The organism is Pseudomonas sp. PS02288, assembly GCF_029959715.1.
In the GTDB taxonomy this organism is placed as follows: domain Bacteria; phylum Pseudomonadota; class Gammaproteobacteria; order Pseudomonadales; family Pseudomonadaceae; genus Pseudomonas_O; species Pseudomonas_O kuykendallii.
On the sequence record NZ_JASCPA010000048.1, the window covers coordinates 19,106 to 40,632 of the forward strand.

Sequence of the window (21,527 nt, forward strand, 5' to 3'; positions counted from 1 at the left end):
AGATTATTTCCAGCAGTTCTTCGGGTCGGCACCGGAGGCACTGACGCCACGGGTGCCGATTGCATTTAGGGTGAGGTTCCCGCATGCGGTGTCCGCGGTTTGGGAGCCCTGCGGGGTGGCGGTCAACAGATAGCCACCGCTGCCGTTGGGGTTGCTCACGGTGAGCTTGTACTTGTCCGTTTCGGACTTGACGACGGTGTCGTTCCCCGAACCAGTCGTATTCTTGAGTTGTAGCTTTCCAATATCGGATTGCGCCGTTACGTACGTATTGTTCTGTGCGAAATAACGCTCCTGGCGTGCGGCGGCATCGTTCAGCAGAGCCTGTGCCTCCGTCCGGTTGGCCCTCAATACATATTGCTGATAACTCGGATAGGCGATGGCCGCCAGGATGGCGACGATCGCTACTGTGATCATCATCTCTATTAGCGTGAAGCCCGCACTACGGCGTTTGTTTTGTTCGGTGATCAGCATCAGAGTGCGCTCCCGGGTAATACACGCCAGCTTTGACGGCCGCTGGACCCGCTACCCAAATTGATATTGGTGCATTTGCCCGTTGAGTCGAGCAAACATGGAGCATCCGTTATGTTGGGGCCGGAAATGAGCGTGTTCCCGCCCACGTTGGAGGCTCCCACGCCGCTAATAGGCGTGCCGGACGAGTCCAGACTATTCACCACGCCATCTCCGTTCAAGTCGAACACGTTGAATGTCGTACGGCCGCCCGTCGCCGGGTTGATTCCGTAGTAGAAACCGTCCATCCCCGATTCGCAGGGGTCCGAGTTTGGCGTGCGGCTGCCAACGATCAGGACATCGCCGCGCTTGATCGGATCATCGACGATCCTCTCCCCATTGGAACTGGTGGAGGTCGAGAGATCCAGTCTCCAGCCGTATTTACCTGACGTATTGGTTGCCGAATACCAACTGACTCCGGTGTTGCTCAGGATGCGCACGTCTTGGGTTTCACTACCGAAAGTCGCGCCCAGGCTCTCGGAGGTAATGGTTTGTACCTGTAGATCCGAGCGCGTCAGCGTGGGTGTGCTTCCGGCCTCTTCGCCTTTTGTCTGGCGATCCCACACGCCGTAGAGCGTCTGCATCTTGAAGGGGCTGACCTTGTCGGTGGTGCCCAGATAGCGGCCGGTGCCGAACGCCACGATGTAGCCCAGTCGAGACGGGTGACGAATCAGCGCAGGAGCCGAAGTTATCGGCTGTGCGTTCGAGTCCGAGTCTTTGGCGCTATAAAGAGGAGCCCCACCGAAGGAAACTCTGAATTGTTCCGCAATGCTGGTTGCGTCTTCTGTTCGAGCGAATGGAGCCGACGGGGTGGGGGTGGAAGTTGAGGGGGCTTTTAACAGATCGAATCGCCACATGTTGCCCTGCAGATCCCCTGCATAGGCATAGTCCGCTACGCCATCGCTATTGTTGTCCGCCAGTTTCGGCGTCGACAAACCGTTGGTCCCGGTGGCTGCGAACGCATCCAGTTTTTTCAGGAGGGCTCCGGTCTGAATATCGAGAACAAACAGGACCGCCTTGCCTGAACCGTTGTTGGGGCTGTTGTAGCCATTCGGAATGACCGCTGCCCATGAGTTGGAGTGCAATCTCGCTACCACCGGTGTAGCCAGGGTTTGCCCCAGATCGCTTACGCAGTTGTTGGACGCATCGCAGCTTTTGCTTGCCGCCGTGTCGCTGGTGAACTCCCACAACAGTTTGATCGACTCGGGGTCCGTCACATCCAAAGCAAATACGCCGCGGCCGCCGGCCCCAAGTGTGCCCACAAGAACGGTGTGCCAGGCGCTTCCAAAGTAAACATCCGTCACGCTTATTGAACCATCCACATAGTAACGGTGGTTGTCGTTGGTCTGGCTCGTGTAGTCGCTGCGGGTCAGTTGATTCAATGTCGGAATAACAGGGGTGGGTATGAATGCAAAGGTTTCCGCACCCGTATTGGCATTGAAGCCATGCAGCATTCCGTCATTCGAGCCGACATAAACCATCGGGGTGCGCGCAGCCTGTGCCGTCTTGAATGACGCATAAGTCCCTGCAGCCCCGTCCAAACTGTCTGCGACATAGTTCAGATACTGGGCTCCGCTGACCAGAACAGGGCTGGAGCCTACGATGTCACCGATCTTTTTGTTGCGTATGCGGAAGGTGCCGCAGCCTGAAAGCCCGGTACAGCTTTCGCCCCTGATGAATTTCACTCTAGCTTGGCCGTATGCACCGGCATTATCGCTGTCCGTCTGATTGGTGACGGGGTTTATATTAAGCGAATCCCTCAGGGGAACTCCGGCAAAGGACTTTCCGTCCAGCGTTGCCCAGCTAAAGTCGCTGAGCTTCGAGCCTGTATTACTTCCATTGTTCATGTATATGTTGCGAGTGGCCGGTATGTTGGCGCTTGCCTTCCATACGCTGGTAATAGTATTTGCTGAGGTGCGAGTTTCCTTTATCAGGTCGCCGCTCCAGTCGTCCGTGTCGAACTCGGTGCGGTAAGTTGCCTGCGTGGTCGCAGTGCTGTTGGATTGCGGCTCTCGTCCCGCGGCAGGGCGAGTAATGGACTTCTGCCGTTGATCCAAGTCTCCGAAGGCCTTGTCGAGTTGAGCCTTGAGCGTCAACGCGTTGGTCACGAGGAAATAGTTGTCCGGTGTCCCATCGGAATCCGAGTCCCAGTTGGTTGCGGTCGTTCCGTATTTGGCGGCGTACCACAGCGGATCTTTGAGCAAAGAAGCACTTGGCGTGCTGGATGCTGAAAAATTTCGGGTTGTACTTATCGGCAAGTTCTTGCATTCATTATCATTCGTTCGTCCAACGCAGTAATTGGGAGCCCTGCCGGGAGGGGTGTTGAGTTTGTAGAATGTCGTGGTGCTGTTGCAGGTAGTGATGCTGTCATTCTGCAGGTCACATATCTCGAGGTAGACGCCGTCGTGCGTCGTTCCCGAAATGACATATCCCATGTTCTGCAATGCGCTGCCTGCGGCGTACTCCGAATCCAAGCGTATATCCAACGTACCTTGTGAGTTGACGGACAGCGTATAGAGCGCGATGGCATCCATATCATGGTCGGCACCCTGCTCTACGTCTTCGTAGTTGATCCTGAATTTTGCGTAGGGGCGGCCGCTATTGACCGATATGTTTGCATTCTGTGTGTCGGTATTGGCTATTTGTTCAACATAAAAATCTACGATTTGGTTGGTGGGTGCATAGGAAGTTTGCACGGATTTTGCGAACGGAACGACCGTGACTTTTTTCCCATCTACGGGGAATTCGATCTTCGGCAGTGGTGAGGCGAGAGCGACGGAATACGTCAAAAGTTTTTTATCGCCACCAATGTTATGCCTGGCGCCAAATCGAGATACCCCGGCCGAGTAGTATGTGCCGCTTTTCGTAGGCTCCTCAGGAGCAAGCCCTCTAACGGTGGAGAGGTTGCTGACCTCTTTCTCCGTGGGTGCACCGTCGCTTACACCATTCGATTCTCCGATGAAGATCGACCGCGTTCCGCCGCCCTCTGCCTCCCAGATCGCGTCGACTTCTTCGGAAACATTGAGCGTGCTGATCCCGGTCGGATTGCCCGTGCTGGAAAACGCGGTATTCCCTGCTTGCCAGCTTTGTTTCGCGCCCGGCAGTTTGACATCGTAGGAGGGGTTGATGTCACTGATAACCGTCATGGCGGGAACGGCGCAGCCCGGATACGCATTTCGACCGCCATTTATATTGGCGTATGGCGGGGTCCAGTTGGGCTTGGGCAGGCCAATGGCCTCGTCTGGGCTTCCACTGTTCGTATAGTCATAAGCGCTGGTGGGTGTCGTGGCGCCTGCGAAATAGCGCATGGTTTCATACATCATTTCGCCTATGGGGTTTCCCCACATATAGCAGGTGTCACTCTGAGTCATCGCTCGGTCGCTTATGAAGCCGCAGCCATATAAGTGATCACTATATCGAAAGTCATAGGTTCTAAACTTGTTTATGGTGTCGACGATACCAGATACATTGCTTCTGAATTGGCCGTTCTGCAGGTCCAACTCGTTGGCGAAGCTCTGAATGTTGCTGCGCAATGTCCCGCCACTCATGTTTTTCTTGTAGGAGCCGGAAAGGAGCCCGAAATACATCCTGTTGGTTTCGCCGTAGTCGTGGAGTATTCCCGTAGGCTTGTATGCGCCACTTGGATACGCTTTGCAGTTCGACTCTCTAAGTGTTTCGTTGCTAGGGCAAGCTTCAACCCTGATGTCGTAATCGACCATTCGTGAAGCTACGGCATCGGCGGGCTTCCAGTAGAAACCCCACTCGTCGTCGCCGCTGCCTTCCTCGTGGCGGAACTTGATTGTGTAGTTCTGGTTGGCTACCAAGTCCATTGTGAAGAAATAGGTGTCGCTGCCGTTATGGTTAGCGCCATGGCCGCCATACCAGCTTGCTTTAAGCGTTCCGTTTATATAGACGTCGACAGCATCGTCCCCGTCAATTGAAAATAAGTAGCTTCCGCTTACGGTGGGTCTAAGTGTTCCCTCGATAAGTGTGTGATATTTATCTTGTGTGCATCCCTTTATGCCGTTAAATGGGTTGCTGTTTTTGGTTCCCGAGGACTTTATGGTTGTTACTTCTTGTGTGCCGCACTTATTACTATCGCTGGAGTTTGTCGAATTAAATAAGGCGTTCATATCAGCTGTGTTGTTGGGGCTTCCAATATCGTCCTTCCAAGTCGTCAATGTTAGCGGCCGACTCACTTCGGCGCCCGTCCCTGTTCCTGAGCTTGTGCTGGTTACGAATTCGCTGCTCGGCACTACTGCCCAACCCGTCGCCGGCCCCCCGGTGGTGCAAGAAACTGTCGCGCGAGTGCTGCTCACGCATGTGCTGTCCGCAACGGTGCGCTCCTTGGAAACCCAGTTCCAGATTCGGAAGGAGGTGTTATTCAAGACCCGTAACTTGGGGGCGGTGTTGTCGGTTGTGGAGGTTACGGCAAACAGGTGGTAGAACCCGTTGCTGGGGAGAGCCAGGTTTGTATAGCGCCTGATATCGTAACCATCCCTGGCTACACTCTGGTATTCCTTACCCCAACTGTGCGCATCCTGAGGAATGAAGGCGCCTTGGAGGATTGTCTGGCTGCTGCTGTCGGTGGAGCGATAGCCGCCATAAAGAACCTTTCTAAGTGCATCCATGCGCGAAGTGGTCAGATAGTTCAGGAAATCTCCACTCCATTGCCCCGAACATTCTTTGCCGTTATCGCCGCTTCCCAGTTGCGCCGGTGCGAAGTACGTACCGTTATGGGTGTAACATACTTTTGAATTGAAGTAGCCGTAATAGTCGATTCCGCCATTTGCTTTCGTCAGGTAGCCCCGATATCCAACATCCAGCTTTCCGTCTCCATTGAGATCGGAAGCGTCGTTGTAGGCTTCGTAATACAGCTTGTGGTCGCGACCCATGACGAGCATGTTGAGCGGAGGTACGGCAGCGCTTACAAAAACCGGGCTTTGGGCAATGTCGATATTTGCATGGGCATTCGGCGTCAAAGAAAAGATGCCCATGACTGCAACTGCAGAGAAAAGTGCTTTCATTTTGCTCTCCGTTGGAGTGATGGTCATTTGTTGTAGACGCGCGCTACAACGGAGCGTAAGCACACGACATCCGCAGTACAGGTAGTGGCCGAGGTCGTGCCGGAGGGAGCGTTATAGGCCTGGCTGTTTATTTCGTAGTAATACTTTCCAATCCCTTGTGCATAGGCGCCGTATTCCGGATCCTCTGCTTCGTTGTTGGCCCCGCCAGCATTGATGTTTTTCATGTACCAATGGACATTCCTGTTCATTGACGTATTTCCTTTGAGCCCGCTGTAGGCGTGAGCGCTGGAGAAGTCGGTGCTGTAGTTGGTCACGATTCCTTGTATGCAGGGAATGGAGCCGCAGGTTTCCGGAGGAGCGATCGTGGCTGATAGTCTCCTTTCACCTTCTCTCAATCCTGCTTCCGCGCTGCCCATGAGCCGTTTGCTCTCGAGTCGGTTCGCGGTGATTCGGGCCTCCAGCGTCGTTTCTCGCATGCTGGAAACGGCGAGCAACGTGATAACCAGGAGCATGATCAGCGCGATAAAAAGCGCGGCGCCGTTCTGGTTATTCTTTATGCTTGATGGTGTTTTCATGGCATCTGATTCCGTAATGTCATGGTGCTTTTCGCAATCTGGTAAATCTTCCCATCGTTCGGCGCTGTAGCGTCTTCGCCATACCACTCTTTATAGGTTTTGAACTGCACGTCCTGGCTGATATTTCCCTGGGATGTGGACATCAGTGCGGAGTAGCGAACGACTCGAATGAAGTCTCCGCCGGCAGGGGTAACTTTGAAGCTCGTTACCTCTCTGTCCTCGGTTGTATTTACCCCGTAGTCGAAACGTATGTCGGTTATTCCATCGACAAGAACACCCGAGGTTTCGCCTGAAGCGTTCTTACTGGTGCAGATGAGCTGGCCGCTATCATTCACGCCAATTTTTTCGACGAAGTTTTCTACAGGGGAGGTGTAGGGCTGCGCGATGGCGGCGTTGTTTGCGGAGCGGCCGTTACCCAGACAATCTACTTCGGCGGTATCTCGGGGTTGATATCGGATGCATAGCGTTTTCGCGTTCACGCTTTTCACGACTTCACCTGCAGCGAAAGCGCAGTCCGTTATCCCGGTTTGGGAGGCCGTGACTGCGGGGAAGGCAAAGTCGAGCTGATCATCCGGTCGGCGTCGAAAACCTGCTTTCGCCAGTTGCTGTTCAAGCAACTGAAGTGTGAAGCGGCCATTTTCCTGGTTTTCTGACTGCCCCTGCTGGAAGAGGTAGTTGCGTTTGTTATCCAGATAAATCTGGGTTACGCCAAGAATCAGGAAGCTGCTGATCGCCAACGCCACCATCAGCTCCACCAAAGATAAACCGTCCTGGCCATGTCCTCTCATTTCGGCGTCCTCATGGCTCACTACGCAGTCGGTAGTAGCAAATGGTTGTGTCTTCTGACGGCGTTTCCTCAAGGCATTCACCGTTTTTAACTTTCCACGCCAGTTGGATCTCAATAGCCGAACCGGCGGAGCCACATCCCGAGGGTCCCGGGGATGTAGAGCGGCAGACGTAGAATTCGCTGTTCAGTAAGTCGGCGGCACCCGGAAGCAGCTTGCTGGCCTCTTGCGCCCAGCAGGCGAGTTGCTGCGAGGCCGAAGAGGGCGTCGTGGCGCAGGAACTTGGAGCGCTGGGGAAATCGCTTCCTTTGGCCTTGTAGTAATCGCCAGTGCTCGCCTTCAGATTTCCGTCGGCCGATAGTATGGCGTCGGGATTAGCGCGTATGAGTTCGAATAGATCGTCAGCGAGCATCGCCGCAGTGTTTCGCTGGGAGGAGTCTTTCGTGTAGGCGATCGTCTTTCCCTGCAACGCGACCATCCCGAGAATCCCGATGGTTATCAGAAGAAAGGTCACCAACACCTCGATCATGCTGAAACCAGACTGGCGAGATATGTCATTCATGATGATGTGCAACTCGTGAGGGCGGTCGAGGAGTTGGAGGCGCTCTTGCCTCTGGCGGACATTCGGCTCATGCCTGTGGTTTGAACGATGATCTGAAAGCCGTTGGCCGCTTCATCGTTCGCGCAGATCGTGTAGGTCGCGTTGGCCGCGGTGCCGTCGGGCTTGAATTCGATGCTTGCCGGATTCGCCGATACCGCCACGTAGGTGGGAGTGAAGGTGCGCAAGCTGGTGACCGTCGAACTGCCGATGGTGGCTGACCAGGTGCCGCTGGAGGCGCTGACAGTCACTGGCGTGCGTCTGCTGACGGCGGTGCTCCGAGCGAACTGCAGAAGTGCATGGAATTCTGCGCTGGCTCCCTGCACGCGGTTGTTATTGATCAGGGTGGTGAAGCTGGGCACCGCTATAGCTGCGAAGATGCCGAGTAGTGTCACTACCACCATGAGCTCTATCAAGGTGAAGCCTGACAGACGGGCGCGCTTCGGCATGAAAAATCTCCAAGTTACGATTGGATATTCTTGCCTGGGAGGCGCGGCCTGTCGTACTCGTCGGGACAGGCGGGACAGCCAGAGGGATGACTGGTAACGCGTTGATATCAGCCACACAGGGTGCTGTGGCTCTGTCCGCTTTCCAGCCCCTCTGCCTGGCGGAAGCGCCCTTGTCTGTTGATCACGATTTGCCAGAGCGCTTTTGAATCCTTGCTGCAGTAAACGAACCGGCCATTGCTCGCCGGGCTGGCACCGCTGCTGTTGTAGACGACGCTTTGGTGGTTGATCGAACCCGTCCACTTCAGGGTGCCGGTTGCCTTCAGCGGTTGGAACACGAGGACCTCGCCCGTATCTGCATCTCGTACCATCAACCCGCTCGCCCAGGCGTTGTCGCAGTCGTTGGCTTGGCCGGATCCGCAAAGCTCGATGTTCCTTCCCCTGAACACGGCCTGCCCACGCGCCGTTTGCAACTGGGCGAGCAGGGTGTTGCGTAATGTTTGCTGTTGGTTGCTTTCGATCAAATGGATGAACGACGGCACGCCGATACTCGCGGCGACTGAAAGGACGCTGAGGGTTATCAGCAGCTCTATTAATGTGAAGCCGAGCGAATCAGTGCTGTTCATATCGTGTTCTTCCTTGAGAAAATTTCGCAGCACTCCTGGCTGCTCTGTTTTTGTAGTTCGCGACGGAGCGATTTCAATCGGCGCGGGGGTGACCCGTTGACGCGTGGAGGATGGTTTTGAACAAGGTTCTGGTGGTAGGTGGCGGCGCAATCGGCTTGCTCAGCGCGCGGTTGTTGGCCGAGCAGGGTTATGACGTGAGCCTGCTAGAGAAGGGCGATGTCGGGCGCGAGTCTTCATGGGCCGGCGGCGGGATCGTTTCGCCGCTCTATCCGTGGCGCTACAGCGCGGCGGTGACGGCGCTGGCGCACTGGTCGCAGGACTATTACCCGCATCTGGCCGAACGGCTCTTCGAGGAGACAGCGATCGATCCCGAAGTGCACGTTACCGGGCTCTACTGGCTGGACCTTGATGACGAGCCGCTGGCGCTGGCCTGGGCGCGGGAGCAGGGTCGGCCGCTGCAGTCGGTGGACATCGCGGCGGTGCACGACGCCGTCCCGCCCTTGGGCTCGGGCTTCTCCAGCGCGATTCACATGAGCGGCGTGGCAAACATCCGCAACCCGCGTCTGGTGCGCTCGCTGCGGGCGGCCGTGCTGGGGATGCCCAACGTGACACTGCTTGAGCATTGCCCTGTGACGGGGTTCATCCGCGAGAACGCCAGGATTCGCGGCGTGCTGACCGAGCAGGGCGAGATTCGCGCGGACCAGGTCGTGCTCGCCGCGGGGGCCTGGAGTGCCGAGTTGCTGGCGACCCTCGGCATCGAGTTGCCCGTCGAGCCGGTCAAGGGGCAGATGATCCTGTTCAAGTGCGCCGAGGACTTCCTGCCGAGCATGGTCCTGGCCAAGGGGCGCTACGCGATTCCGCGCCGTGACGGGCACGTCCTGATCGGCAGCACGCTGGAGTACGAAGGCTTCGACAAGACGCCCACCGACGAGGCGCTGGCGAGCCTGAAGGCGTCGGCCATCGAGCTGCTGCCGGCGCTGGCCGATGCCGAGGTGGTGGGGCACTGGGCGGGTTTGCGTCCCGGTTCGCCGGAGGGCATTCCGTTCATCGGTCCGCTGCCGGGGCACGACGGGCTCTGGCTGAACTGCGGGCATTTCCGCAACGGTCTGGTGCTGGCCCCGGCCTCGTGTCAGCTATTGGCGGATCTGATGGCTGGGCGCGAGCCGATCATCGATCCCACGCCCTACATGCCTGCCGGGCGCATCTGAGGACAGCCGATCGATGGGCGCGAGCCCATCGATCGCTTCAGTCCAGCCCCAGCTTCTTCAGCCGATAGCGCATCGAACGGAAGGTCAGGCCGAGGCGTTGCGCCGCGGCGGTGCGATTCCAGCGCGTTTCCTCGAGTGCCTGCATGATCAGCTTGCGCTCGATCTCCTCCAGATGGTCCTCGAGGTTGTCCACCTGCGCCAGGTTGCCGTCGGCCGTATCGCCCGCGCCCGGGGCATCGGCGAGGCGAAGGTCCTCCGGCCTGATCTGATCGTCCTCACACAGCGTGTAGGCGCGCTCGAGCATGTTCTCCAGCTCACGGACGTTGCCGGGGAAGCGGTAGCTCTTGAGCTTCTCCAGGGCTTCGCCGTGCAGCGTGGCGGGCTGGCTGCCCGCCGCCAGTTGGCTGAGCATGTTCGTCGCCAACTGCGGAATGTCCTCGCGGCGTTCGCGCAAGGACGGCACGCGCAGTTCGATGACGTTCAGCCGGTAGTACAGGTCCTGGCGGAAACGTCCGGCGGCGACCTCGGCGGCGAGGTCCTTGTGGGTGGCGCAGAGCACGCGCACGTCGAGCACTACTTCCTGCTGGCCACCCACGGCGCGCACGGCTTTTTCCTGGATCGCGCGCAGCAGCTTGACCTGCATCGGTAGCGGCAGGTCGGCCACCTCGTCGAGGAACAGCGTTCCGCCGTTGGCCGCCTGGAAGAGCCCCAGCTTGTCCTCGATGGCGCCGGTGAAGCTGCCTTTCCTGTGGCCGAAGAATTCGCTTTCCATCAGCTCGGAGGGGATTGCGCCGCAGTTCACCGGGACGAATGGCTGCTCGCCGCGCGGGCCGCGTTCGTGGATCAGCCGTGCGACCAGCTCCTTGCCGGTGCCGGATTCGCCGCTGATATAGACCGGCGCCTGACTGCGCGCGAGCTTCTCGATCTGCTTGCGCAAGGTGCGCATCGGCGGCGAGTCGCCGATCAGTCGCTCGTCGACGCTGGCCGGGTCGTTGCCCGGTGCATGCAGGCGCAGCGCGGTGGCGACCAGTTCGCGCAGGCGGGCGAGGTCCACGGGTTTGGTGAGGAAGTCGAAGGCGCCGGCCTTCAGCGCATTGATCGCGGTATCCAGGCTGCCGTAGGCAGTGATCATCGCCACCGGGACCTGCGGGTGGCGCTGCTGGATGTAGTGCACCAGATCCTGGCCGGTGCCGTCGGCCAGGCGCATGTCGGTGAGGCACAGGTCGAAGGGCTCGCGCGCCAGCCATTCGCGCGCCTCCTTGACATTGCGGGCGCTGCGCGTATCGAGTTTCATCCGCCCCAGGGTGATCTCCAGGAGTTCGCGGATATCGGGCTCGTCGTCGACGATCAGGGCTCTCTGTCGAGCGGTCATGGTCAGCTCAGTTTGCGCGGGTGGGCGAAGGTGACGCGGAAGCAGCTGCCGCCCTCTTCGCGGGGTTTGTAGTCGAGGCGCGCCTGGTTGCTCTCGCACAGCTCACGGGAAATATACAGGCCCAGGCCGGTGCCCTTGTTTTCGGTGGTGTAGAACGGCTCGAAAATATGCTCGATCTGCTCCTGGGGCACGCCTGGCCCGTCGTCCAGCACTTCGAGGACGGGCAGGTCGCTGTCGGCATCGCGGAACAGCCGCAGCCAGACCTGGCCCCGATCGTTGTTCTGTGCACTGTAGCGCAGTCCGTTCTCGATCAGGTTGGTCAGCACCTGGCTCAGCTGGTGAGGGTCCATGCGCGTTTGCAGGCTGCTGCCGTGGGTCTCGATGTGCAGCGTCTGGTTCGGTCCGGACGCGCTGCGGTATTCGCCGACGAAACGGTGCAGCCAGTACTTCAGGTCGAGCAGTTGCGGCTCGGCCTGGCGTCGGCGGGACAGTTGCAGCACGTTCTCGATCACCAGGTTCATCCGCCGCGAATGGTCCTGGATGATCTGCGCCAGGCGCTTGTCCGGCGCCTCCAGGCCTTCCGACTCCTGCAGCAACTGCGCGGCATGGCTGACGGCGCCGAGCGGGTTGCGGATCTCGTGGGCGATGCCGGCGGTCAGGCGGCCGAGCGATGCCAGCTTGAGCTGCTGCGCCTGCTGGGCGATCTGCGAAATGTCCTCGAGGAACACCAGCACCTGCTGCTCCTCGCCGCGCTGCAGGGCGATGAAGCTGGGTTGCAGGATCGGCCCGCCGGGCACCGCGACGATGCTGCGCGGCAGCATCGTCGGGTTGTCGCGCCATTGCTGGAGGCGCTCGACCAGCGTCGGGCAGCGTGCCGCCAGGGATTCGCCGGCGAGGTGGTCGCTGCCGAGCAGGTTCAGCGCGCCCTGGTTGGCCAGCAGCACCTGGCGCTGTTCGTCGAGCACCAGAATGCCGGTACGCATGCGCTGCAGGATCAGGGCATTGAGCGTCTCCAGGCTGGCGACGTCGCTGGCGCGTTGTTCGGCCAGGGTTTCGGAATGGCGCAGGCGCTTGCTCAGGGTCTGGACGAACAGCGCGGCGGCGAAGCACAGCGCGCCGAGTGCGCCTACCTGGACGAACTGCGAGGCTGCCGCGGGGCGGGCGAGGCTCAGGTAGAAGGTCAGGTAGATCATGCCGATCGAGGCCACGGCCGCGATCAGCAGGCCGATGCGCCCGCGCAACAGGATGTTGGCGATCGCCACGGCGACGATCATCAGGTTGCCGATGCCGCTTGGCGTACCGCCGGCTGCATAGAACAGCGCCGACAGCATGGTCACGTCGAACATCGCCAGGCTGAACACTTGCAGCAGGTGGCGCGGGCGTTGCAGCAGTACCGCAATGACGATGTTGACGATCAGGTACAGCCAACTGCCGTAGCGGAACAGCGGCCCCTGGGCCAGGTCGAGCAACTGGTCGTCGAGGTCGCTGGAGATGAGCAGCACCAGGACCAGGCCGATGGTCAGCCGGTACAGGTGATAGAGGCGCAGCATCCGTGGGCTGGCGGCGCTGCTCAGCGGCAGGGAACTATCGGGCACCGGGCTTGGCGCCTTGTTCCAGGTGTTTCTGGCTGCAGTACCAGCGTTCGCCCTGTGCCAGTGCATGTTCGCGCGGAAGGTGGATGTCGCAGTGCGCGCAACGGACCATCGGCGTGGCGCTTTCCGGCTTTTCAACCGGACGGGCAGGGCGTGTGGCCCGTCGCCACAACCAGTAAGCCGCCGCGATCAGCGCGGCCCATAGCAGCAGACGAAACATGCGATGACGCTCGCTTGGTGAGGAAAGGCAGGCAGTTTAGCCAAGCCCGCGGGGCGAGCACAGCGATGAACGCATCGCCGGCGGAGGTTGTGGCCGAAGCGCTGTTACCGGCTGGCGGGATACGGGAGAATACGCCCAGCGGGTGCCTCTTTTCGCAGCGGCATGCAAGATCAATGGAATCGTGGAGGCGGCATGAGCCAAACCCTGCGGGTCGTGATGGCCCAGATGAATCTGCCGGTGGGCGACATACACGGCAATGTCGAGCGGATCATCGCCGCCGCGCTCGATGCGCGCGACCGGATGAAGGCCGATCTGATCGTCTTCCCCGAGCTGGCCATGTGCGGCTATCCGCCGGAAGACCTGCTGCTGCGCTCGAGCATGCAGGCACGCATCGAGCAGGGCCTGCAGCGCATCAAGGACGAGGTCAGCGGCATCTACCTGGTGGTCGGTTACCCCTGGCAGGTGGGCGAAACCCGCTACAACGCCTGCGGGGTGCTCGCCGATGGCGTGCTGCTGGCGCGTTACTACAAGCAGAAGCTGCCCAACTACCGGGTCTTCGACGAGAAACGCTATTTCGAATCCGGCGCGCGGCCCTGTGTGATCGAAGTGAAGGGCGTGCCAGTGGCGGTGACGATCTGCGAGGACATCTGGTTCCCCGAGCCGATCGCCCAGGCCAGGGCAGCGGGTGCCAAGCTGATGCTCAGTCTCAACGCTTCGCCTTTCCACCTCGACAAACAGGCCGAACGCGAGCGCCTGCTGGCCGGTCGCGCCACCGACTGCTGCATGCCGATCATCTACGTGAACCAGGTCGGCGGGCAGGACGAGCTGGTGTTCGACGGCGGCAGTTGCGTGATTTCCGCCGACGGGCAGGTGACCCAGCGCGCCGAGCCCTTCGCCGACGTGCTGCTGCCGGTCGAACTGACGTTCGATGGCGAGCGCCTGCAGCCGCTGCCGGCCGCCTGCGCGGCGTTGCCCGGCATCGAAGCCAGCGTCTACCAGGCGCTGGTCGTCGGGGTGCGCGACTATGTGCGCAAGAACGGCTTCAAGGGCGTGGTGCTCGGCCTCTCCGGCGGCATCGATTCGGCGCTGACGCTGGCGGTGGCGGTGGATGCGCTCGGTGCGGCGCAGGTCGAGGCGGTGATGATGCCGTATCACTACACCGCGCAGATGAGCCTGGAAGATGCCGAGGAAGAGGCCGACGCGCTTGGCGTGAAGTACAGCGTGCTGCCCATCGCGCCGATGGTGGAATCGTTCCTCGCCACCCTGGCGCCGGTGTTCGAAGGCCTCGGTCGCGACACCACGGAAGAGAACCTGCAGGCGCGTTGCCGCGGCACCTTGCTGATGGCGATCTCCAACAAGAAGGGCTATCTGGTGCTGACCACCGGCAACAAGAGCGAGATGGCAGTCGGTTATGCGACGCTCTATGGCGACATGGCCGGCGGCTTCGACGTGCTCAAGGATGTGCCGAAGACCCTGGTGTTCCGCCTCTGCGAGTACCGCAACACGCTCGGCCCGGTGATCCCGCAGCGGGTCATCGACCGTCCGCCGTCCGCCGAACTGGCGCCGGACCAGAAGGACGAGGATTCGCTGCCGCCGTATCCGGTGCTCGACGAGATCCTGCGTCTGTACGTCGAGCATGACCTGTCGGCCAACGCGATCATCGCCGAGGGTTTCGACGAGCAGACGGTGCGCCGGGTGCTGCGCCTGGTCGATCTCAACGAGTACAAGCGGCGCCAGGCGGCCGTTGGCGTGCGCGTGACCCAGCGCGGCTTCGGCCGCGACCGCCGTTACCCGATCACCTCGGGCTGGCAGATCGGCGACTGAGCCCTCGGAGCGGTCCATGGCGACGGAAGATATCCGCCGCTGCGGACCGCACATCCATGTCTGCGTTGAACGACATATCCCGTTACAGGTCAGGGTAAGAACAGCCTCTTAAAGGGACTTCCCGATGACCGACACCCCGCATTACTCGTCGGAGGAGCGCCGCAAGCGCATCTTCGCCATCGTCGGCGCCTCCTCCGGCAACCTGGTCGAATGGTTCGATTTCTACGTCTACGCCTTCTGCGCGATCTACTTCGCCCAGGCGTTCTTTCCCAAGGACGACCCCACAGTCCAGTTGCTGAATACCGCCGGGGTGTTCGCCGCGGGCTTCCTGATGCGCCCCATCGGCGGCTGGCTGTTCGGCCGCATCGCCGACAAGCGCGGGCGCAAGACCTCGATGATGATCTCGGTGCTGATGATGTGCGGCGGCTCGCTGGTGGTCGCCTGCCTGCCGACCTACGAGACCATCGGCGCGCTCGCGCCTTTGCTGCTGCTGCTCGCGCGTCTGTTCCAGGGGCTGTCGGTAGGCGGCGAGTACGGCACCACCGCAACCTATATGAGCGAGGTGGCGCTGCGCGGGCAACGTGGTTTCTTCTCCTCGTTCCAGTACGTCACCCTGATCGGCGGCCAGTTGCTCGCCGTGCTGGTGGTGGTGATCCTGCAGCAGGTGCTGAGCGAGGACGAACTGCGGGCCTGGGGCTGGCGGATCCCCTTCGTGGTTGGCGCGCTGGCGGCACTGATCTCGCTGTACCTCCGCCGCTCGCTGAATGAAACGGCGAAGACCGAAGACCTGGGGCGCAAGGAGGCCGGCACCCTCGGCGAATTGTTCCGGCACCACAAGGCAGCGTTCTTCACCGTGCTTGGCTACACCGCCGGGGGCTCGCTGATCTTCTACACGTTCACCACCTACATGCAGAAGTACCTGGTCAATACCAGCGGCATGAGCGCGAAGACCGCCAGCGCCGTGATGACCTTCGCATTGTTCGTCTACATGCTGATGCAACCGCTGTTCGGCATGCTGTCGGACAGGATCGGTCGGCGCGCCTCGATGCTCTGGTTCGGCGCCCTCGGAGCGCTCTGCACCTATCCGATCCTGACCGCGCTTAAGGAAGTCAGCAGCCCGTTCGCGGCGTTCGGCCTGATCATCCTGGCGATGGCCATCGTCAGCCTGTACACCTCGATCGCCGGTCTGGTGAAGGCCGAGATGTTCCCTGCGGAAATCCGCGCGCTCGGCGTCGGCCTGTCCTACGCGGTGGCCAACGCCCTGTTCGGTGGTTCGGCGGAATACGTCGCCCTCGGCCTGAAGAGCATCGGCATGGAGGAGACGTTCTACTGGTACGTGTCGGGCATGCTGGTACTGACCTTCTTCGTCAGCCTGCGCCTGCCGAAGCAGGCGAGTTACCTGCACCACGATCACTGAGGCCGAGGGGGCACGGGCGATCTCGCCGGCGGGAAAACCCAGGGCACCGCTGCTCCGCGAGAGTCTGCGTCCGGCAGTCCGGGCGCTAATGACAGGAAAAGAAAAAGGGCCCTCGCGGGCCCTTTTTTCTCTCAGCGCAGTCGACTCAGTCGAACAGGCCGAAGGTCAGGCGGCTTAACCAGGAGCGCTTCTTCGGCGCCTCGGCTTCAGGGGCTTGTGCATCGGCACCGTCCTGGTTGATCAGTTCCTGCGGAATCGATTCCTGGGCGTCCTCGTACTGCTTGATCACGTCCTGGCTGGCGCGGGTCTCGCCCGGCGGCAGCGGCGTGTCGCTTTCGATGAAGCCGAGGGTGGCCTTGGCCAGCCAGGAGCGGTTGTCGGCCTCCTCTTCGCGCGGCACGAACTTGCCATCGACCAGGCTGGCGTTGTCCGGATAGTTCAGCTTCAGGGTTTCCAGGCTGGTGGCAGCCAGGTCGTCCAGGCCGAGGCGCTGGTAGGACTCGACCATGATCGCCAGGCCATCGCCTACCGACGGGGTTTCCTGGAAGTTCTCCACCACGTAACGGCCGCGGTTGGCGGCGGCCACATAGGCCTCGCGGGTCAGGTAATAGTGGGCGACGTGCACTTCGTAAGCGGCCAGCAGGTTGCGCAGGTAAATCATGCGCTGCTTGGCGTCGGGCGCGTAGCGGCTGTTCGGGTAGCGGCTGGTCAGCTGGGCGAACTCGTTGTACGAATCGCGCGCGGCGCCGGGGTCACGCTTGGTCATGTCCAGCGGCAGGAAGCGCGCCAGCAGGCCGCGATCCTGGTCGAACGAGGCCAGGCCCTTGAGGTAATAGGCGTAGTCGACGTTCGGGTGCTGCGGGTGCAGACGAATGAAGCGCTCCGCCGAGGACTTGGCGGCTTCCGGCTCGACGTTCTTGTAGTTGGCGTAGATCAGCTCCAACTGCGCCTGCTCGGCATAGCGGCCGAACGGGTAGCGTGACTCCAGGGCCTTGAGTTTGGCGATTGCGCTGTTGTAGCTGTTATCGCTGAGGGCTTCCTGGGCCTGCTGGTACAGCTCGGCCTCGCTCAGATTCTCGTCGACCACTTCCTTGTTCGAGGAACAGGCTGCGGTGAGGGCGAGGGTGGCGATCAGCAGCAGGTGTTTCACTTGCATATCGGCTTGCGTCCCTGTGACGGCTGGCTGTCTCGTGCGCGGCCGTCCTGTTATAGTGGACGCCCCGGTTGTGCCGGGGCAAAGACGCCGTATTTAACCACAAGCGCGCAGCCGAACCAAAGGCTACGCCCTGCCTTTCCGAGCATGTCTCCTATCAGCAAGCAAGCCATCCAACTGCACGCTTCGGTCCCCACCGAACTCGGCGGGCAACGTCTCGATCAGGTCGCGGCCCAGGTCTTTCCCGAACATTCGCGTTCGCGCCTTTCCGCGTGGATCAAGGACGGCTCGCTCACCGTAGACGGCGGTGTGCTGCGTCCGCGGGACATCGTTTACGGCGGCGCCGTGCTCGAACTCAACGCCGAGCAGGAAGCTCAGGGCGACTGGGTGGCGCAGGACATCGCGCTGAACATCGTCTACGAGGATGAGCATCTGCTGGTGCTGGACAAGCCCTCCGGCCTGGTCGTTCACCCGGCGGCCGGGCACGCCGATGGCACGCTGCTCAATGCGCTGCTGCACCATGCGCCGGACCTGGTGAACGTACCGCGTGCCGGCATCGTCCATCGCCTGGACAAGGACACCACCGGCCTGATGGTGGTCGCCAAGACGCTCGAGGCGCAGACCAAACTGGTCGCGCAGCTGCAGGCGCGCAGCGTCAGCCGCATCTACGAGGCCATCGTCATCGGCGTGATCACTTCCGGCGGGAAGATCGATGCTCCGATCGGACGCAGCTCCGCGCAGCGTCAGCGCATGGCGGTGATCGACGGTGGCAAGCCGGCGGTCAGCCACTACCGCGTGCTGGAACGCTTCCGCTCGCACACGCATGCCCGCATCAAGCTGGAAACCGGGCGCACTCACCAGATCCGTGTGCACATGACCCACGTCGGTTTCCCGCTGGTGGGCGATCCGGTGTACGCCGGCCGCTTCCGCATTCCGCCGGCCGCCAGCGCCACCCTGGTGGAAACCCTCAAGCAGTTTCCCCGTCAGGCCCTGCACGCGCGCTTTCTCGAGCTGGACCATCCGGTCACCGGCAAGCGCATGAAGTGGGAGTCGCCACTGCCCGACGATCTGGTCTGGCTGCTGACCCTGCTGCGCCAGGACAACGAGGCGTTCGTCTGAACGACTGGCTGACCCCCGACTGGCCGGCGCCCGCCGGCGTTCGTGCCTGCGTCACCACCCGCTCCGGCGGCTTCAGTCTTCCCCCGTATGACGGCTTCAACCTCGGCGATCACGTCGGCGACGATCCGTCCGCGGTCGCCGCGAACCGCGGTGTTTTGAACCAAACGTTGGGCTGCGCGCCGGCCTGGTTGTCCCAGGTGCATTCGGTGCGTGCGGTGGAGGCCGACCTGCAGACCGTCCACCGTGCCGACGCCAGCTGGACCGCCCGCCGCGGTGTCGCCTGCGCCGTGCTTACCGCCGACTGCCTGCCCGCGCTCTTCTGCGACCGCGCGGGCACCCGCGTGGCGGCGGCTCATGCCGGCTGGCGAGGCCTGGCTGGCGGCGTGCTGGAGGCGACGCTGGATGCGCTTGAGGTGGACGGGGACGAGTTGCTGGTCTGGCTCGGTCCTGCGATCGGCGCGCAGGTATTCGAAGTGGGGGCCGAAGTTCGCGACGCGTTCATCGGGACTCACGGCGAGGCCGAGCGGGCCTTCGTGCCGAGCGCCAACGCCGGGCGCTACATCGCCGACATCTACCAGTTGGCGCGTATCCGCCTGGCTGCCCGTGGCGTGACCGCGGTGTATGGCGGCGGCTTCTGTACCTTCAGCGATCCGCGCTTCTACTCCTACCGCCGCGCCAACCCTACCGGTCGCTTCGCCAGCCTGGTCTGGCTGGACTAGGGGAGACCCGCTGCCCGAGAGGTTTCCGCTTGCGATCGACGGCTGCCTTTCGGCGGTATCCCGCGGGACTCAATGCGCTCTCGGCGGCAATTCCCCGGAAAACAGCTCGTCATCCACCTGGTCTCCGGGGATCGCATGCTCCTCGGATGCCCATGCGCCCAAGTCGATGAGCTTGCAGCGCTCCGAGCAGAACGGGCGCGACGGGCTCTTCGCACTCCACTCGACGGACGCTCCGCAGGTGGGGCATTCGACGGTCATCGGGTTGCTCATGGCTGGCCTCCGCGCAATGTCAGGTAAAAATGGTGCAGACGCTCGACTTCCGAGCGCAGCCAGGGCAGATCTCTGTCGTTGATCAGTACGTCGTCCGCGTGGCGCAGTCGCTCTTCGCGATGAGCCTGGGCCTGAAGAATGGCGCGGACCTGCTCCTCGGACGCCTTGTCCCGGCTCATGGTGCGCTGCAGTTGCAGCTGTTCGGGCGCATCCACGACCAGCACCCGTTGGGTAAGACGGTGTTGGCCGGACTCGATCAGCAGGGGCGAAACCAGGATCGCGTAGGGCGACTTGGCCTGCGCGAGATAGCTGACGATCTCCTCGCCGATCAGCGGATGCAACAGGCTCTCCAGCCAGCGTCGCTGCTCGGCGTCCTGGAAAACCCTTGAGCGCAGCGCGCCGCGGTCCAGTGTTCCGTCGGCCTGCAGAACGGTCGGGCCAAAATGCTCGGCGATTCGTGCCAGCGCGGGGCGCCCAGGCTCCACGACCCAGCGTGCGACGTGGTCGGCGTCGATCAGGTGGACGCCCAGGTCGACGAAATGCTCGGCCACCGCACTCTTGCCGCTACCGATTCCGCCGGTAAGTCCGAGGATCCAGGGTTTCATCGGGCTGCCGTGGCGTGGTCGAAGGCACGTAGGGCAAGGGCGGGCGCCTTTGCGTGGCGTACTTCGTCATCGTAGGTGGACATGGCCTTGAAGAGAACCAGGGAGAGCGGGGAAGTCATCGGAACCCGGCGAATTGCAGATAGGAGGCCGTTATTTGATCACCCCAGAGCAGGGCAATCCAACCGGCAATCGCGAGATACGGACCAAAGGGAATCGGTGTACTGGCCTCGGACTTGCGCAGGCGCAGCGTGATGATGCCAAGAATGGCGCCCACCAGCGACGACAGCAGAATGGTCAACGGCAGTATCTGCCAGCCACCCCAGGCGCCCAGCATCGCCAGCAGTTTGAAGTCTCCGTAGCCCATGCCTTCCTTGCCGGTGACGAGCTTGAACAGCCAGTACACCGACCACAGGCTCAGGTACCCGGCAATGGCGCCCCAGAGCGCGTCCGTTGCGTTCGCGAAGAGCCCATAGCTGTTCGCGATGAGGCCCAGCCATAGCAAGGGCAGAACGATCACGTCCGGAAGGAGTTGGTGATCGGCATCGATCAGGCTCATCGCCAGCAGGCCCCAGGTCAGCAGCAACATCCCGCCGGTTTGCCAGGACAGTCCGAAGTGCCACGCCACGTAGCCCGACAGTAGACCGCAAGCCAACTCCACCAGGGGGTAGCGCTTGCTGATCGGCGATTTGCAGCTGGAACACTTTCCGCCCAGCGCCAGATAACTGAGCAGCGGAATGTTTTCCCAGGCCTTTATTTCATGCGCGCAGTGAGGGCAGTGGGAGTTCGGCAGCACGAGGTTGAAGGGTTTTTGTGGCGTTTCGGTGGGCAATTCCAGGATTTCCCGGGCCTGTGCCTTCCACTCCCGCTCCAGCATCACGGGCAGGCGATAAACCACTACGTTGAGAAAGCTGCCCACCAGCAGCCCCAACACCCCGGCACACAAAACAAAGGCCAGCGCATGGCTGGCCAGGAAGTCGAGCAACGGCATCAGACGACGGAGCCCAGTTGGAAGATCGGCAAATACATCGCAATGATCAAGCCACCTACCAGCACGCCCAGCACGGCCATGATCATGGGTTCCATGAGCGCCGTCAGGCCGTCGACCTTGTTGTCGACCTCCTCTTCGTAGAAGGTCGCAACCTTGTCCAGCATCGAATCAAGCGCGCCGGACTCTTCGCCAATGGCGGTCATCTGAACAGCCATCGCCGGAAACACACCTGTGGTACGCATGGCGAAGTTGAGCTGCATGCCGGTAGAGACGTCGGCTTTTACCTTGTTCACCGCATTTTTGAACACCACGTTGCCGGTTGCGCCGGATACGGAGTCCAGGGCGTCCACTAGGGATGGTCTGAAAAAGACTTCCCGAATCTGGTGAAATACGCCGATCCCGTTGCCCGAGTTTCCCGATGAAGCAAATGACCTTCGCCGACGCCGAGTACGCCGGCAAGCGCAAGCAGACCCGCA

Annotated in this window: 20 protein-coding genes; 5 read left to right on the plus strand and 15 right to left on the minus strand. The window is 61.2% G+C overall.

Features of this window, described 5'->3' with window-relative positions; all coding sequences use genetic code 11:
• Positions 1-3: 3 nt before the first annotated feature.
• The 7 genes from QMX85_RS17515 to QMX85_RS17545 all read right to left on the minus strand — a co-directional run bounded on the left by QMX85_RS17515 (position 4) and on the right by QMX85_RS17545 (position 8,564).
• A complete protein-coding gene (locus QMX85_RS17515; protein ID WP_282343002.1) occupies positions 4-471 on the minus strand; it encodes a type IV pilin protein in 468 nt (155 codons plus the stop codon).
• Complete coding sequence (locus QMX85_RS17520) at positions 471-5,534, minus strand: PilC/PilY family type IV pilus protein (protein ID WP_282343004.1); 5,064 nt, start codon at positions 5,532-5,534, stop codon at positions 471-473. Before QMX85_RS17520 ends, QMX85_RS17515 begins: the two co-directional genes overlap by 1 nt.
• A gap of 23 nt (positions 5,535-5,557) precedes the next feature.
• Positions 5,558-6,109 carry a PilX N-terminal domain-containing pilus assembly protein gene (locus tag QMX85_RS17525; RefSeq protein ID WP_090226255.1) on the minus strand — a complete coding sequence of 184 codons (552 nt, stop codon included), beginning with the start codon at positions 6,107-6,109 and terminating at the stop codon, positions 5,558-5,560.
• Entirely contained in the window at positions 6,106-6,918 is an 813-nt protein-coding gene (locus tag QMX85_RS17530; RefSeq protein ID WP_282343007.1) for a PilW family protein, read from the minus strand. The genes QMX85_RS17525 and QMX85_RS17530 overlap by 4 nt, the downstream gene beginning before the upstream one ends.
• Positions 6,908-7,456: a type IV pilus modification protein PilV gene (gene pilV, locus QMX85_RS17535; protein ID WP_282343008.1), complete on the minus strand. Its 549-nt coding sequence runs from the start codon at positions 7,454-7,456 to the stop codon at positions 6,908-6,910. The genes QMX85_RS17530 and pilV overlap by 11 nt, the downstream gene beginning before the upstream one ends.
• Positions 7,453-7,941: a GspH/FimT family pseudopilin gene (locus tag QMX85_RS17540; RefSeq protein ID WP_282343009.1), complete on the minus strand. Its 489-nt coding sequence runs from the start codon at positions 7,939-7,941 to the stop codon at positions 7,453-7,455. Before QMX85_RS17540 ends, pilV begins: the two co-directional genes overlap by 4 nt.
• A 107-nt stretch (positions 7,942-8,048) precedes the next feature.
• Entirely contained in the window at positions 8,049-8,564 is a 516-nt protein-coding gene (locus QMX85_RS17545) for a GspH/FimT family pseudopilin (RefSeq protein ID WP_282343010.1), read from the minus strand.
• A 110-nt stretch (positions 8,565-8,674) separates the two neighbouring features.
• Between QMX85_RS17545 and thiO the strand changes: the two genes are divergently transcribed.
• Positions 8,675-9,772: a glycine oxidase ThiO gene (gene thiO, locus QMX85_RS17550; RefSeq protein WP_282343011.1), complete on the plus strand. Its 1,098-nt coding sequence runs from the start codon at positions 8,675-8,677 to the stop codon at positions 9,770-9,772.
• A 37-nt stretch (positions 9,773-9,809) separates the two neighbouring features.
• On the opposite strand, the gene QMX85_RS17555 is transcribed toward thiO, so the two are convergent.
• The 3 genes from QMX85_RS17555 to QMX85_RS17565 are packed head-to-tail and all read right to left on the minus strand — an operon-like array spanning position 9,810 to position 12,956.
• Complete coding sequence (locus QMX85_RS17555) at positions 9,810-11,144, minus strand: sigma-54 dependent transcriptional regulator (protein ID WP_282343012.1); 1,335 nt, start codon at positions 11,142-11,144, stop codon at positions 9,810-9,812.
• Between the two features lie 2 nt (positions 11,145-11,146).
• Entirely contained in the window at positions 11,147-12,694 is a 1,548-nt protein-coding gene (locus tag QMX85_RS17560) for an ATP-binding protein (protein WP_282343027.1), read from the minus strand.
• A 34-nt stretch (positions 12,695-12,728) separates the two neighbouring features.
• Positions 12,729-12,956 carry a PP0621 family protein gene (locus tag QMX85_RS17565; protein WP_090226272.1) on the minus strand — a complete coding sequence of 76 codons (228 nt, stop codon included), beginning with the start codon at positions 12,954-12,956 and terminating at the stop codon, positions 12,729-12,731.
• 192 nt (positions 12,957-13,148) lie between these two features.
• Between QMX85_RS17565 and QMX85_RS17570 the strand changes: the two genes are divergently transcribed.
• Positions 13,149-14,780 carry an NAD+ synthase gene (locus QMX85_RS17570; RefSeq protein WP_282343015.1) on the plus strand — a complete coding sequence of 544 codons (1,632 nt, stop codon included), beginning with the start codon at positions 13,149-13,151 and terminating at the stop codon, positions 14,778-14,780.
• A 124-nt stretch (positions 14,781-14,904) separates the two neighbouring features.
• A complete protein-coding gene (locus tag QMX85_RS17575; RefSeq protein ID WP_282343017.1) occupies positions 14,905-16,197 on the plus strand; it encodes an MFS family transporter in 1,293 nt (430 codons plus the stop codon).
• 145 nt (positions 16,198-16,342) lie between these two features.
• Here the strand turns inward: QMX85_RS17575 and QMX85_RS17580 are convergent, their stop codons facing one another.
• Positions 16,343-17,353, minus strand: a complete 1,011-nt coding sequence (locus QMX85_RS17580) for an outer membrane protein assembly factor BamD (protein ID WP_282343019.1) — start codon at positions 17,351-17,353, stop codon at positions 16,343-16,345.
• A 144-nt stretch (positions 17,354-17,497) separates the two neighbouring features.
• On the opposite strand from QMX85_RS17580, the gene rluD reads away from it, so the two are divergent.
• Positions 17,498-18,469 carry a 23S rRNA pseudouridine(1911/1915/1917) synthase RluD gene (rluD, locus tag QMX85_RS17585; RefSeq protein WP_282343021.1) on the plus strand — a complete coding sequence of 324 codons (972 nt, stop codon included), beginning with the start codon at positions 17,498-17,500 and terminating at the stop codon, positions 18,467-18,469.
• The gene (gene pgeF / locus QMX85_RS17590) at positions 18,466-19,188 is read left to right on the plus strand and encodes a peptidoglycan editing factor PgeF (protein ID WP_282343029.1); all 723 of its coding nucleotides are present in this window, start codon (positions 18,466-18,468) and stop codon (positions 19,186-19,188) included. The genes rluD and pgeF overlap by 4 nt, the downstream gene beginning before the upstream one ends.
• A 69-nt stretch (positions 19,189-19,257) precedes the next feature.
• On the opposite strand, the gene yacG is transcribed toward pgeF, so the two are convergent.
• From yacG to QMX85_RS17610, 4 genes are all read right to left on the minus strand, one after another.
• Positions 19,258-19,458, minus strand: a complete 201-nt coding sequence (gene yacG, locus QMX85_RS17595; protein WP_282343022.1) for a DNA gyrase inhibitor YacG — start codon at positions 19,456-19,458, stop codon at positions 19,258-19,260.
• Positions 19,455-20,063 (minus strand): dephospho-CoA kinase, encoded by a 609-nt coding sequence (gene coaE, locus QMX85_RS17600; protein WP_282343023.1) that lies wholly within the window; start codon positions 20,061-20,063, stop codon positions 19,455-19,457. Before coaE ends, yacG begins: the two co-directional genes overlap by 4 nt.
• 115 nt (positions 20,064-20,178) lie before the next feature.
• Positions 20,179-21,051 (minus strand): A24 family peptidase, encoded by an 873-nt coding sequence (locus QMX85_RS17605; RefSeq protein ID WP_282343024.1) that lies wholly within the window; start codon positions 21,049-21,051, stop codon positions 20,179-20,181.
• A partial coding sequence (locus QMX85_RS17610) for a type II secretion system F family protein (protein ID WP_282343025.1) occupies positions 21,051-21,527 on the minus strand: 477 nt, incomplete at its 5' end. The genes QMX85_RS17610 and QMX85_RS17605, both read right to left, overlap by 1 nt.

What these genes read in the sequence shown, in the direction of transcription:
- QMX85_RS17580 (WP_282343019.1), bottom strand. Translation starts at nt 17,353, where the DNA reads ATGCAAGTGAAACACCTGCTGCTGATCGCCACCCTCGCCCTCACCGCA.
- QMX85_RS17525 (WP_090226255.1), bottom strand. Translation starts at nt 6,109, where the DNA reads ATGAAAACACCATCAAGCATAAAGAATAACCAGAACGGCGCCGCGCTT.
- QMX85_RS17515 (WP_282343002.1), bottom strand. Translation starts at nt 471, where the DNA reads ATGCTGATCACCGAACAAAACAAACGCCGTAGTGCGGGCTTCACGCTA.
- QMX85_RS17605 (WP_282343024.1), bottom strand. Translation starts at nt 21,051, where the DNA reads ATGCCGTTGCTCGACTTCCTGGCCAGCCATGCGCTGGCCTTTGTTTTG.
- QMX85_RS17560 (WP_282343027.1), bottom strand. Translation starts at nt 12,694, where the DNA reads ATGCTGCGCCTCTATCACCTGTACCGGCTGACCATCGGCCTGGTCCTG.
- coaE (WP_282343023.1), bottom strand. Translation starts at nt 20,063, where the DNA reads ATGAAACCCTGGATCCTCGGACTTACCGGCGGAATCGGTAGCGGCAAG.
- yacG (WP_282343022.1), bottom strand. Translation starts at nt 19,458, where the DNA reads ATGAGCAACCCGATGACCGTCGAATGCCCCACCTGCGGAGCGTCCGTC.
- pilV (WP_282343008.1), bottom strand. Translation starts at nt 7,456, where the DNA reads ATGAATGACATATCTCGCCAGTCTGGTTTCAGCATGATCGAGGTGTTG.
- QMX85_RS17570 (WP_282343015.1), top strand. Translation starts at nt 13,149, where the DNA reads ATGAGCCAAACCCTGCGGGTCGTGATGGCCCAGATGAATCTGCCGGTG.
- QMX85_RS17555 (WP_282343012.1), bottom strand. Translation starts at nt 11,144, where the DNA reads ATGACCGCTCGACAGAGAGCCCTGATCGTCGACGACGAGCCCGATATC.
- QMX85_RS17565 (WP_090226272.1), bottom strand. Translation starts at nt 12,956, where the DNA reads ATGTTTCGTCTGCTGCTATGGGCCGCGCTGATCGCGGCGGCTTACTGG.
- QMX85_RS17545 (WP_282343010.1), bottom strand. Translation starts at nt 8,564, where the DNA reads ATGAACAGCACTGATTCGCTCGGCTTCACATTAATAGAGCTGCTGATA.
- QMX85_RS17575 (WP_282343017.1), top strand. Translation starts at nt 14,905, where the DNA reads ATGACCGACACCCCGCATTACTCGTCGGAGGAGCGCCGCAAGCGCATC.
- QMX85_RS17540 (WP_282343009.1), bottom strand. Translation starts at nt 7,941, where the DNA reads ATGCCGAAGCGCGCCCGTCTGTCAGGCTTCACCTTGATAGAGCTCATG.
- rluD (WP_282343021.1), top strand. Translation starts at nt 17,498, where the DNA reads ATGTCTCCTATCAGCAAGCAAGCCATCCAACTGCACGCTTCGGTCCCC.
- thiO (WP_282343011.1), top strand. Translation starts at nt 8,675, where the DNA reads ATGGTTTTGAACAAGGTTCTGGTGGTAGGTGGCGGCGCAATCGGCTTG.
- QMX85_RS17520 (WP_282343004.1), bottom strand. Translation starts at nt 5,534, where the DNA reads ATGAAAGCACTTTTCTCTGCAGTTGCAGTCATGGGCATCTTTTCTTTG.